We start from the raw sequence: 12769 nt of genomic DNA on the forward strand, positions 1-12769 counted from the left end.
TGAGTATGTTCGTTAATCATAATGTGCCCTCAAACAAGATTTGAAGATCTGATCATGACATTGAGATTTAGTTCAAAAAAATCCCCGCTAATTTCTTAGCAGGGATTTGTGTATAAGAGACAGCTAATTAGTGGGTTGTTTTTATTTGGCTAAATTTTAATTATTTGATTTTAGAGAGTAGTGCAGGATTTATTACGAGATTTCGTACGCCGTGGGCATGATCTTCATCAAAGGCGTTACTTTCACACCATTTACCAACACTGTTTATATCAACCTTTGCTACTTTTGGTTTAACTGACCATGTTACTTGAAAAGGAGAGCCTGCTTCGTTGTAACTCGGGCCAGTAGTTGAACCACTATAGACAACAGGTTTACCCGTATTTGTAGGTGTAGCAATAGCTTGATAGTAACCATTAACAGATGACACGGCGCTTATTTGAGCAAAATCAAGTGCGTTAGCATCGTTTACTAATACATATACTTGAGCTTCAACACGTAGTTGCGGATTTTTAATCGAATCACTTAAACAACTCCCCAAGGTAGGGCCTGGTTTTACAATTGCTGACGTATGAACGTTATGAACCTCAATGGTATCGCCTACTAAAAGCGCGCCGTGATCGCTCGGACAAATTTCAATTTTTGCTGGTTTACTTTCACTTTTAGTTAAAGAGCCTGAATATAAGTAGCCACTTTGAAGACCTTTTCCATTACCATTTCCTGCGTATTTGCTAAATTCGCCACCGGCATGTTCAGCATTTTTATGAAAGTGTATATTACATAAGTTCATATTTGATGAAGTTGGGGCATGAGAGAAAACTGCCGTGTTTTCGCCTTTATAATTATCAATATTGCGTGGAGATTGTGGCCCAAAACCTTTATTAGCGGTGTTTTTAGCAAGCGCTGCACGCTGCATTTTTATTATGTCGTCATTTACTATTTCGTGGTTAGCTTTAGCTAGTGTATTAAAAGATAGGATAGTGATGACAGCAGAAATTACACTTATTTGTGTTTTGATTGTCATTGAGTCAGTGCCTTTAAATTATTTTTTGCGTAACAATTAAGTTAACAGCTCTTGTTTTTCGTCAAATAATCCTAAAATAATTAGACTAATGCAAAACTATTTAATAGATAAATCGTATTTTAAAATAAGTGCATCTATATAGCGGGTGCGTAATGTGTGTTGTTTTTCATGATCGGCGCCATGCCCTAACGCTTTGTTTAAAAGCTTCATGGCGGGGTGTAGTAGCGCTCTTTCTTCTTGGTTTAAACTCCCTTTACTGCGCAGTTCTGTAATGTCGTCAACTAATAGCCTGCCAATGTCTACCGAGACTATTTCGTCTATTAATCCATTTTGAGTAAGTACGCCATATTTACTGCATAAAAACTGTTGCCAAACTTGCTGTAAGTGCTCGTCTATTTCACAGCCAAATAGCTCTTCGCTAAATGTAAATCCTTGCTGAGCGAGTTTAGTTAGGCTTGCAGTATATTGCTGCGCAAAATAATTAAAAGCATGGCTTGATGATTCTATTTTTTGTTTTAAAAGACCTTGCCCCCAATTAACACAGCCGCGCGGATAATAGTCGTCATATTCTTCGCATTCATACAAACCCGAATATGAGCTGCAGCTAAGTTGACTTTTAATACAGTAACTTGGTTTGGGGAACACACTTCGCTCTTGCCAAGCTAAAAGTGTATCTGCATCTATGTTTAATGCTTGGCACAGTTCATCGGTGTTATAAAAATGAGTTGCTAAGTAGTCAGATAAACGCATAAAGCCTCTGGTATCGTTAAAAATAAAATACTGTTTATATATACAGTTATTCATTTTGTATTACCAAACTCAATAACACAAGCGATTTTACAATTAAATGTGCGCTTATACCTCCAAAAATACCGGCAAGTATGTTACAAATAGCGCAAGTTTTATAAATAATGAATTTTTATGCGCACCCTAGAGAAAATTAAACAAGCAAGCCTTATTACAGCTATTAAAACGCCATATTTAGCAAACGGTGAAATTGATCTCGCAAAGTACGATGAACTCGTTGAAATACAAATTGCAGCGGGCGTTGATGGCATTGTAGTCGGTGGCACAACAGGCGAAGGCCAGTTAATGAACTGGGAAGAGCATTTAATGCTTATAGCGCACAGTGCAAACAAGTATGGTGACAAACTGGTTATTGTTGGTAATACCGGTAGTAACAACACCCGTGAAGCGATTAAAGCAACTAAATATGGCTTTGCCAGCGGTATGGATGCAGCACTGCAAATTAACCCATATTACGGACGTACGTCAATCGCGGGTGTTAAAGAGCACTTTAAACGCGTACTTGATATTGGACCTGCCTTTATTTACAACGTAGCCGGTCGCACAGGTCAAGACCTAACACCTGATATTATTGAACCATTAGCACAGCACTCGAACCTAATAGGTATTAAAGAATGTGGCGGCAATGAGCGTATTGCACAGTATGAGCAGCAAGGCATTGCGTGTTGGTCTGGTAACGACGATGAATCACACGACGCTCGTCATGTACACAAAGCTCACGGTGTTATTTCGGTTACTTCTAACCTTATTCCTGGGTTGTTTCGCCAATTAATGGATACTAAAAATGATGAGTTAAATACGTCATTACAACCATTAATGAGCTGGTTGTTCTGTGAGCCAAACCCTATTGCTATTAACACTGCGATGATGATGACAGGTGCAGTAAATCCAGTATTTAGATTACCGTATTTACCGCTTAGTGATGAGCAACAAAAAGTAGGTTTGCCATTAATAAATGAGCTTAACGAACGTGAAGTTGTCGGTGGTAAAGCACAGTTATTAAAACAAAATGAGGTATTAACGCTTTCTTGAGTTGATAATCAATATTTTAATGACTTAACAAACTAATTTTTAGCTTTTAATCCAGTTTAAAGCTAACTGTTGACTCGTTTTTGCTGTATAATTTGCGACCCTTGATAATGTGGCCGTAGGTTATACAGCATGAATTTTAAATCTTTTAGTTTCGCTCCTGAAATCATCCAGGCGTTGGACGAACTTAACTATCACACTCTTACGCCCATTCAGCGCGCAGCAATCCCTGCTGTTCGTAAAGGTAAAGACGTTTTAGCCAGTGCACAAACTGGTACCGGCAAAACTGCCGCGTTTGCTTTACCTATCATCCAAAAATTGGTTGAGTCTGAACTCAGCACAACGAATGCACCTCATGCGTTAGTACTTGCTCCAACGCGTGAACTTGCAGAACAAATTGCAAATAATTTTAGAGATTTTGCAAAGCATACATCACTTAAAGTTGTTAGTTTATTTGGTGGTGTTAGTACCGCCGGCCAAGCAAACGCTTTAAAAGAAGGTGTTGATATTGTTGTTGCAACCCCAGGTCGTTTATTTGATCATATTCGTTTAGGTAACTTAAGCCTTGCAAGTGTTAAGCACCTTGTTCTTGATGAAGCTGACCGTATGCTTGATATGGGCTTTATTGAAGACATGCAAAACGTGATTAAAAGCTGTGCAGAAGAGCGCCAGATTTTACTTTTCTCAGCTACATTCCCTGCAGCAATTAAACAGTTTGCATCTAAAGTATTAAAACAAGCTGAAATAGTGCGTGTTGATCAAACTAACAGTACAGCAAGTACTGTTGAGCATGTTGTTTATCCTGTTGAAGAGCGTCGTAAGCAAGAGCTACTTTCTGAATTGATTGGTAAGAAAAACTGGCAACAAGTGCTTGTATTCGTAAACATGAAAGAAACGGCTGATGAGCTTGTTAAAGAGCTTAACCTTGATGGTATTCCGGCAGGCGTTTGCCACGGTGACAAATCTCAAGGTAACCGTCGTCGTGCTTTACGTGAGTTTAAAGAAGGCAAAGTACGTGTATTAGTGGCTACAGAAGTGGCTGCTCGTGGTATTGATATTGATGGCTTACCTCGTGTAATTAATATTGATTTACCATGGCTTGCAGAAGATTACGTTCACCGTATTGGCCGTACAGGTCGTGCTGGTCGCCAAGGTCAAGCAATCTCATTTGTTAGCCGCGAAGAAGAAAACACTTTGTTTGAAATTGAAACGTTAATCGGTCAAAAAATCAAACGTGTATATTTAGAAGGTTACGAAGTAAGTAACCGTGAAGTACTAATTGATAAAATTGGTAAAAAACCAGCGCATTTACGCCGTACACGTTCTAACAAGTTATCAGGACAAGCAACCGGTGAAGCGAGAGCAGTAAATCGTTCACGTATTTCAAGCGTTCGTAAAAGCTTAAAAGGCGAAAAACTGTCACTTAAAAAGTCATAGTTAACGCCGTTTAGTTAAAAAAAACCTGAGTTTACTCAGGTTTTTTTGTGCCTGATGATAACACCTCATCAATAATATTTGCGTATAAATAAGCCGCTTGCTCGCCCTCTTTATTTGCTATTATGGACAAACCAACTGGTAAACCACTTACTTTGCCTACCGGCAGAGTTATGTGCGTTGTGCCTGCAATAGCAGATAACGAACTACTACTACCATTAAAATTATCACCATTAACTAAGTCTGTCTTCCAGGCGGGTGATACTGTAGGCGCTATAACAATATCAAGCTTGTTGTTTTTATATACATTAACAATGGCTGTCGTTGCTAAAGTGCGATAGCGTTCTTTAGTCTCTTGGTATTTTTGTTTGTTAGTTAAATCAATAGCCTGAGATTGAACTAGGATGTCTTGCTCAAAGTGGGGCATTTCTGTATTTTTATTTTGAATATTAAAATTAATAAGTGCTTTTAGGCTTTTAACAGCTACTTGTGCGGGAGTGATTGCAAGATAATGATTAATTTCGGCTTTAAAGTCGTAAAGTAAAATATAGTATTCATCAACAAATAGCGTATCTAAGTTATCAGTAATATCTACATTAATAACAGTGTGCCCAGCCTGTTTTAATGCTTGTAACTGCTTGGCATAAAGGCGCTGCGTTTCAACTGTAAATTTGTCGCTAGGCAGTGCACCAATAATAAGTGACGATTTTGATTTTAGATTACCTGTATTTAATTTAAACCCTGTAGTTGTTGCATCAAGGGAGTCTTCACCTTGCAAAACTGATAAAACCAGCAATGCATCTTTAAGTGAATGCGCCATCGGCCCTACTGAGTCTTGACTACTAGAAAGAGGCACAACACCTGAGCGTGATACTTGGCCCATACTCGGTTTTATTGCATAAACTCCATTTACTGAGGCAGGGCACGTAATTGAACCGTCTGTTTCAGTCCCTAATGCTATGGGCGCAAAGTTAAGTGCTACTGCAACAGCAGAACCTGCGCTAGAACCACATGGGTTACGTGTTACATCGTGCGCATTATGTGTTTGTCCGCCTACGGCACTCCAGCCTGAAGATGAATAGGATGAACGAAAATTTGCCCATTCACTTAAATTAGCTTTACCTAAAATTATAGCGCCCGCATTACGTAGTTGTTTAACAACAAAAGCATCATTATTAGTAACGTTATTTTTAAGTGCTAAAGAGCCAGCCGTTGTGGGAAGTGTGCCTTTTGTTTCTATATTATCTTTAAGAAGTACAGGTATTCCGTGTAATGGACCTGTCCAAGTGCCTTTGGCGGCAAGTTCATCTAACGTTTTAGCTTGAGCAATCGCTGTAGGCTCAATACTAATAACTGCATTGTATTGTGGGTTAAGTTTATTAATTCGGTCTATATAATTTTGGGTGAGTTGCTGTGCATTAATAGAATTATTTTTATATGCACTGTGGATTTCATCGATGGTTTTTAGCTCTTGTGCTTTAGCGTTAAAAATTGCTAATACACTAAGCAACGAAAAGGTAAATGTTTTGATCATTGTTGAGGTGCTTGAGTTGTTATTATTTTCTATACATTTAGCACAAAAAAACCTCACAAAGTGAGGCTTTTCGATAAACAGCTTAAAAAAGAGGTTTAAGCGCTTTCTAACATAGACAGTGCGACTGCTTCAGCTGCTTTAATACCATCAATACCCGCTGATAAAATACCGCCAGCGTAACCTGCGCCTTCACCAGCAGGGTAAAGCCCTTTGGTGTTAATACTTTGGAATGTTTTATCACGCTTAATACTAATAGGCGACGAAGTACGTGTTTCCACACCGGTTAATAAACCGTCGTTAGTTGAAAAGCCACGAATTTGTTTATTAAACGCTGGTATCGCTTCGCGAAGGGCATCAATTGCAAATTGTGGTAACACTTTACTCAAGTCAGTTAACTTAATACCAGGTGTGTAAGAGGGTTGTACTTCACCTAAGTCTGCAGATGATTTACCTTTTAAGAAATCTCCAATTAACTGTGCTGGTGCATCGTAGTTGCTACCACCAAGCTCATACGCTTGCTCTTCAAGTTTGCGTTGTAAGTCTATTCCGGCAAGTGGATTACCAGGGAAATCTTGCTCTGGTGATATACCTACCACAATAGCGCTGTTAGCGTTGCGCTCACTTCGTGAATATTGACTCATACCATTGGTAACAACACGGCCTTCTTCAGAGGTTGCCGCGACTACTGTGCCACCTGGGCACATACAAAAGCTGTAAACCGTGCGGCCATTGTCGCAGTGATGAACAAGTTTATAATCGGCAGAGCCTAAAATTGGGTTTCCTGCATTTGTGCCAAAACGACATTCATCGATCATTGATTGTTTATGTTCGATTCTAAAACCGACTGAGAATGGCTTTGCTTCAACATAAATCCCTTTTTTGTGGATCATATCAAACGTGTCACGTGCGCTATGGCCAACGGCTAATACAACATGTCGAGTGTTTAGTTGCTCGCCATTTGAAAGCGTTAAACCTGTTACTTGCCCGTCGTCTAAATGAATATCGTCAACACGTGTGCTAAAGCGAATTTCGCCGCCAAGCTCTATTATACGAGCGCGCATTTTTTCAATCATGGTGACAAGTTTAAACGTACCAATGTGTGGCTTACTTACGTATAAAATTTCATCGGGTGCGCCTGCTTCTACAAATTCAGTAATGACTTTTCGGCCATAATGCTTTGGATCTTTTACTTGGCTGTATAACTTACCGTCTGAGAAAGTACCTGCGCCACCTTCACCAAATTGTACATTTGATTCTGTATTAAGTGTGCGTTTACGCCAAAAGCCAAACGTGTCTTTTGTACGTTCACGTACTTCTTTACCGCGCTCTAATATAATGGGTTTAAAGCCCATTTGAGCAAGTAATAAGCCCGCAAATAAACCACAAGGACCAAAACCAATCACGACAGGGCGCTCTTTGATATTATTGTTAGCTTGGGCTACAAATTTATAACTTGTGTCTGGTGCTACTTTTACATGTTGGTCTTTTTCAAATGCTGCGAGTAGCTCGGCTTCGTTATCAACTTCTATATCGAGTGTATAAATAAGTAAAATAGCTGATTTTTTACGTGCATCATAACCACGTTTAAACACATTAAAACTGTGCAATTGTTCAGGTAGGATTTTTAGTTTATTTACAATTGCTTGACCAATTGCGTCTTCGTCATGATCAAGTGGCAGCTTAATTTCGGTTAAACGTATCATTTATATCTCTTTTAGGTGTCATAGCGGGGTATTATTACCGCTCACAATAAGGGGATGCAGGACACAACGAGTGTGCAAACATTAGGCGCGCATTTTACGTTAAAATAGCCTGATATGGCACTTATTTATTGTATTTTTGGGGTGGATGGGTATGATCCACAACTGTTGTTCAAAATCTTAGGTATTAAAATAGTATGGCGTTTGTTGTCACCGAAAATTGTATAAAATGTAAGTACACCGATTGCGTATCAGTGTGCCCAGCAGATGCATTTTTTGAAGGCCCTAATTTTTTAGCAATTAGCCCGATTGATTGTATTGATTGTGGCTTATGTGTCCCTGAGTGTTCAGCTGATGCGATATACCAAGAAGATGAGCTACCAGAGTCTCAAAAAGAGTTTACTGAATTAAATGCTGAACTTGCACTGGTCTGGCCGCGCATTACAGAGGTTAAACCTGCACCAGAGGACGCTGATGTATGGAATGGCATAGACGATAAGCTTAAACTACTCGAAACATAATACATAACAATTAGTTACTCCTTTATCATTAAATAGTTAATTTTTCATTTCAAAGTATTAACAAATGTACCTGGATAAATTACAATCCTCAGCTTAAGTTGCTCCTTATGAGTAATTACAGTCTAAATGGATGTTTATGCAGTACTTTATAACTATAATAAAAAAGTTTACCTTCCTATTTTTAAGTTTTGCTTTATTACTTTCAAGCCTTGATGTAGCGGCTAAAAAACAGCAAGTATCCTTGTCCCGTATTGATTCAAATATCACCGTTGATGGTGTTATGGATGAGGCGCACTGGCAAAATGCAACACGTATATCTTTACTCTACCAAGATGAGCCTAACGAAAAAGGCACTCCTCCTGTAAAAACTGATGCCTTTATTTACGAAGATGGCACTAACTTATATGTTGGTTTTATTGCTGAGGATCCTAACCCTGAGCAAATTCGTGCATCACTTCGTGACCGCGATACGCTATGGGAAGACGACGTCGTTATTCTTGTTATTGATACATTTAATGATGAACGCAGTGGTTATGAATTCCATGTTAACCCGCTGGGCGCGCAAGGCGATATACGAATGACCGACACCGATGGGTGGAGTACTGATACCTCATGGAATGCTATTTGGGATAGCGCAGGACAAATTAACGACAAAGGTTATGTTGTTGAAATGCGTATTCCTTTTAAAGCACTGCGTTTTCCTGAAAATAAAAATGAGCTAACGTGGGGTTTTTCTGTAATGAGAAACTATCAACGTGATGTGCTATATCAGCTATCAAATATGGGGTTTGATAGAAATGTGAAATGCAGCCTTTGCCAGTTTGATAAGTTAGTTGGCTTTAGTGACATTGAATCAAGTAAAAATATCCAATTAACACCTACATTAACCACACTGCGTAACGATAATAAATCTGCGTTGCCAGGTGATTGGGATAAGGGTGATATAGATACTGAAGTGGGCTTAGATTTACGCTGGGGTTTAACAAAAGATGCTGTTTTAAACGCGACAATTAACCCTGATTTTTCGCAAGTAGAAACTGACTCTTTAGAGCTTGATGTAAATACAACCTTTTCAATTTATTACGCTGAAAAACGTCCTTTCTTTTTAGATGGTGCTTCTTACTTTAAAAGTAGTTTATTTGAGCTTTTATATACACGTACAATTGCAGAGCCTACTTTAGGTGCAAAGCTGACGGGTAAAACGGGCGATCATAGTTATGCGCTAATGCTAGCTGATGACGACAATAGTAATATTTTACTGCCAACGAATCAGGGCTCTGGCTTTGCAAGCTTAAACGAAAAAACGAATGCAGCCGCAGGGCGTTATCAATATGACTTAGGTCAGCAAGGTACTATTGGTATTTCAAGCACGCACAGAGAAAGTGATGACTATCACAACACTGTATTATCAGTGGATGGTAGCTACTGGTTTAATCAATCGGATACTCTTTTGTATCAAGTGTCATCTGCTGATACTCGTAACTCTGAATTTTTAATTCAAAACTATAACTTATCTCAAACTCAATCAGATGAAGCTTATGCTCTAGAACTTACCCGCGATAAACGTGATTACAAATTATTTGCATCTTATGAAAATATTGGGCAGGACTACCGCACTGATTTAGGTTATCAAGCTAAAGTCGATTATGAAAAAGTAGGCTTTGGTGGCGGACAAACATGGTACAGAGATGAATCTGATTTACTTACCTCATGGTCATACGAAGCTGACTGGGATAAAACGTGGGCACAAAATGGCGACTTACTTGAAGAAGAATACGAAGGCTTTTTGAGTTTTAAAGGTCAAAAACAATCTATTTTTGAAATTGGTTTAGTACACCGTTATGAAAATTATAATGACAATTTTTATAATCAAAATATTGGTTACATTTATACAGGCTTTAAACCCACTAAAGATTTAAAGTTATCATTATATGTTGAATACGCTAGCCGCATTGATTATGCAAATGAGCAATTAGGCGATGCGTTTGACACCCAAACCCAAATGGTGTGGGACATTAATGACCATTGGCAGCTCGATGTAAAACATAACTACAGCCAATTAGATAACCCACAAGGGGAGCGTGTATTTACAGCTAACTTAGTTGATTTTAGGCTCCATTATAAATTTAGTATGCGTTCAATCCTTAAGCTTATTTTGCAATTTGAAGATATTGATAGAGACGAAAATGCCTACTTTTATCAAGTTAGCCAAATTAACAAAGACTATGGTAGTCAGCTTGTTTACTCATATAAAATTAATGCGCAAACACTGTTTTATTTGGGTTACTCAGATAGAGGCTACCAAGACGATTCACTTAAAAATATTGAGCGAGATCAGCGTACCTTATTTACAAAAGTTAGCTATGCATGGCAGCTTTAAACTTTAATAATAACAGTACTAGCGATGATTTTTAACTAGTTTGAGTAGCAATGCATCATGCGCAAGAATAATTTTTAAATGATGTACGACAGCGGAGCAAATCCGATAAAGGTTGAGTAAATATAAGTACTTAAAGCTGTAGTGGTGAGGCATAGATTAATGCGGCAAAAAAACGACAAAGCTTATATACCGAATGTATTAAATTTTAAACAATTAAAACGTTTTTGTTTATTTTTATTAATCCCACCTATACTATATGTAGATATAGTTAGTTAATCCATTATCGTTACAATTTTTTGTTATTCTAATGGCTTAGGATTATATCAATGTTTGCGTAGTACTAAATGCAAGCGATATAATCCGTTTTTGGTAATAGGTTTGATAGGAGAAGCAAAATAGATGGATTTTTTTTATGAATAAACTTAAGCCGCTCGGTTTTATTTTCTTAATCATAGTTCTATTTTGTTTCTGCATAAACATAGAGTTAACTAATCAGATCAACCGTATAAATCTATTTCAGACTAATATTGATATACGAAGTTTCGAGATCACGAATACCTCCCTTGATATGGCTCCTTGGTATAATCCCATTTTAAATGGCCATTATATAATTGAGCAGCCAACAGCTGATTTTTTACTTATCAAAACCACTGATACCCAATTTGTAGCCGCTGATTCTAATAAGTTAATCATGATGACACTCTCATCACCCATGAACTTTTTATTTTTATGTATATTGATATTTGGCTCAGGTATCTACTTACGTAGAGAACGTAGAAAACGTCATTATAAAAATCAAATAGCGGAGCTCAACCGCCAAGCCAATAGCTTACTTACTGCATTTAATTTACAAGTTAAACCGGCAGAGAACCCATTAGGTGTAAGCAGCTTAAGTCAATCTATAAATAGCTTAAATTCACACGTAGTTAATTATGTAAAACAAACTCAAACAAGTATTTGTCAAGATAAACTGACGCTGTTAATTGACCGCCATGCATATATTGAACACATAGACAGACAAATAAATCATGCTAATCAGGAAGATCTCAAATGTGCGCTTCTATTTATCGACTTGGATGGCTTTAAACAAGTAAATGATTCGTTTGGCCACAGTTTTGGTGATGAAATATTAGTTCAAGTGGCCAGTCGACTTGCAAATGTTTTACGTCACCATAAGTTAAGTAATATTAATAGCGCTAATCAATTAGAGCAAAACTTATCAAGATTAGGTGGAGATGAATTCTCCATATTTATAGAACTACTTGATGATAGCGACAGAGTTGTTGACATTGCGAAGCACGTGTTAAGTGAGCTTGAAAAAGACTTTGTGCTTGGCAATAAAATAGTAAAAATTAGTGCCAGTATTGGTATTGCTGCTTACCCAGAAAGCGCGTCAACCCCACAAGCACTTTTACAACTAGCTGATGTTGCTATGTACAGAGCTAAGAGTGATGGTAAGGGAATATTTAAAGTTTACTCGCCAGAAATGGGTAACAAAATGCGCCGTTATCATTATTTACTCGAAGAATTGCGTTTAGCGCTCGCGTGTAAAGATTTTTACTTATCTTTTCAGCCAATTGTACATGTTGAAGATTGTATGATTGATTATTTTGAAGCGCTTACACGCTGGGACCACCCAGTTGAAGGTATGATCCCACCTTCAGAATTTATTCCAATAGCAGAAGAGTCGAATTTAATATTAGAGCTTGGCGATTGGATTATGCTTGAATCGTGTCGGCAAATGGCTGCATGGCATAATGCAGGTATGCGCAAAGTTAAAATATCAGTTAACGTTTCGGGCATTCAGTTAAAGCACCGTGATATTTATGATTGGATAATGAAGAAGCTAAAAAAAACCGGCTTACCGGCGACGTCTTTAATGCTAGAAATTACCGAATCAACATTTATTCAAGCCAGTCCTAGAATAATCAAAGAGCTAAGTAGATTAAGAGAAGAAGGCATCACTATTGCAATTGATGACTTTGGTACAGGTTTTAGCTCGTTAAGTACATTAGCGGATTTACCAATTGATGTTATTAAAATTGATCGCTCGTTCATAGCTCAAGCCAATAAAAGCCAAAAGTATAACGATATATTAAATACAATTAGTGAGCTTGGACAAAAGCTGGGCCTTAAAATTGTAGCTGAAGGCGTTGAAGAAATAGGGCAGTTTGAGCTTGTTAAAAAAATGGGTGTGAGTTCAGTTCAGGGGTATTTAGTGAGCCGTCCTGAGTCATCAGTTAATGTAGGCAATAAAGTATTACGTAATAACACCAGCAATCTTTCTGCATCGGGTACAAGTGCGTGGGATATTGTTAGTTAGTTAGTTAGTTAGTTAGTTAG

General features: G+C 38.0%; 9 protein-coding genes. 5 read left to right on the top strand and 4 right to left on the bottom strand.

Annotated elements, in window-relative coordinates; all coding sequences use genetic code 11:
* Positions 1–160: 160 nt before the first annotated feature.
* Entirely contained in the window at positions 161–1021 is an 861-nt protein-coding gene (locus tag H5157_RS19985; protein ID WP_182725379.1) for a delta-class carbonic anhydrase, read from the bottom strand.
* A 96-nt stretch (positions 1022–1117) separates the two neighbouring features.
* Positions 1118–1771, bottom strand: a complete 654-nt coding sequence (locus tag H5157_RS19990) for a DUF6058 family natural product biosynthesis protein (RefSeq protein ID WP_182725383.1) — start codon at positions 1769–1771, stop codon at positions 1118–1120.
* A gap of 171 nt (positions 1772–1942) precedes the next feature.
* Between H5157_RS19990 and dapA the strand changes: the two genes are divergently transcribed.
* Positions 1943–2860, top strand: a complete 918-nt coding sequence (gene dapA / locus H5157_RS19995) for a 4-hydroxy-tetrahydrodipicolinate synthase (protein WP_182725380.1) — start codon at positions 1943–1945, stop codon at positions 2858–2860.
* A 129-nt stretch (positions 2861–2989) separates the two neighbouring features.
* Positions 2990–4294 carry a DEAD/DEAH box helicase gene (locus tag H5157_RS20000; protein ID WP_002958629.1) on the top strand — a complete coding sequence of 435 codons (1305 nt, stop codon included), beginning with the start codon at positions 2990–2992 and terminating at the stop codon, positions 4292–4294.
* A 31-nt stretch (positions 4295–4325) separates the two neighbouring features.
* Here the strand turns inward: H5157_RS20000 and H5157_RS20005 are convergent, their stop codons facing one another.
* Both H5157_RS20005 and H5157_RS20010 read right to left on the bottom strand, forming a co-directional pair.
* Complete coding sequence (locus H5157_RS20005; protein WP_182725381.1) at positions 4326–5825, bottom strand: amidase family protein; 1500 nt, start codon at positions 5823–5825, stop codon at positions 4326–4328.
* A 95-nt stretch (positions 5826–5920) separates the two neighbouring features.
* The gene (locus tag H5157_RS20010) at positions 5921–7528 is read right to left on the bottom strand and encodes an NAD(P)/FAD-dependent oxidoreductase (protein WP_182720906.1); all 1608 of its coding nucleotides are present in this window, start codon (positions 7526–7528) and stop codon (positions 5921–5923) included.
* A gap of 194 nt (positions 7529–7722) precedes the next feature.
* Between H5157_RS20010 and fdxA the strand changes: the two genes are divergently transcribed.
* From fdxA to H5157_RS20025, 3 genes are all read left to right on the top strand, one after another.
* On the top strand, positions 7723–8046 hold the full coding sequence (gene fdxA / locus H5157_RS20015) for a ferredoxin FdxA (protein WP_002958626.1): 324 nt from the start codon (positions 7723–7725) through the stop codon (positions 8044–8046).
* Between the two features lie 136 nt (positions 8047–8182).
* Positions 8183–10426, top strand: coding sequence for a carbohydrate binding family 9 domain-containing protein (locus tag H5157_RS20020; RefSeq protein ID WP_182725382.1), 2244 nt, complete (start codon positions 8183–8185; stop codon positions 10424–10426).
* 568 nt (positions 10427–10994) lie between these two features.
* Complete coding sequence (locus H5157_RS20025; RefSeq protein ID WP_370626122.1) at positions 10995–12749, top strand: putative bifunctional diguanylate cyclase/phosphodiesterase; 1755 nt, start codon at positions 10995–10997, stop codon at positions 12747–12749.
* Positions 12750–12769 lie beyond the last annotated feature (20 nt).

It is taken from the genome of Pseudoalteromonas sp. SG43-3, assembly GCF_014164385.1.
Taxonomy (GTDB): Bacteria; Pseudomonadota; Gammaproteobacteria; order Enterobacterales; family Alteromonadaceae; genus Pseudoalteromonas; species Pseudoalteromonas distincta.

Bases quoted from the DNA above. Each gene is read 5' to 3' on its own strand.
- H5157_RS19985 (WP_182725379.1), bottom strand. From the start codon at position 1,021: ATGACAATCAAAACACAAATAAGTGTAATTTCTGCTGTCATCACTATC.
- H5157_RS19990 (WP_182725383.1), bottom strand. From the start codon at position 1,771: ATGCGTTTATCTGACTACTTAGCAACTCATTTTTATAACACCGATGAA.
- dapA (WP_182725380.1), top strand. From the start codon at position 1,943: ATGCGCACCCTAGAGAAAATTAAACAAGCAAGCCTTATTACAGCTATT.
- H5157_RS20000 (WP_002958629.1), top strand. From the start codon at position 2,990: ATGAATTTTAAATCTTTTAGTTTCGCTCCTGAAATCATCCAGGCGTTG.
- H5157_RS20005 (WP_182725381.1), bottom strand. From the start codon at position 5,825: ATGATCAAAACATTTACCTTTTCGTTGCTTAGTGTATTAGCAATTTTT.
- H5157_RS20010 (WP_182720906.1), bottom strand. From the start codon at position 7,528: ATGATACGTTTAACCGAAATTAAGCTGCCACTTGATCATGACGAAGAC.
- fdxA (WP_002958626.1), top strand. From the start codon at position 7,723: ATGGCGTTTGTTGTCACCGAAAATTGTATAAAATGTAAGTACACCGAT.
- H5157_RS20020 (WP_182725382.1), top strand. From the start codon at position 8,183: ATGCAGTACTTTATAACTATAATAAAAAAGTTTACCTTCCTATTTTTA.
- H5157_RS20025 (WP_370626122.1), top strand. From the start codon at position 10,995: ATGGCTCCTTGGTATAATCCCATTTTAAATGGCCATTATATAATTGAG.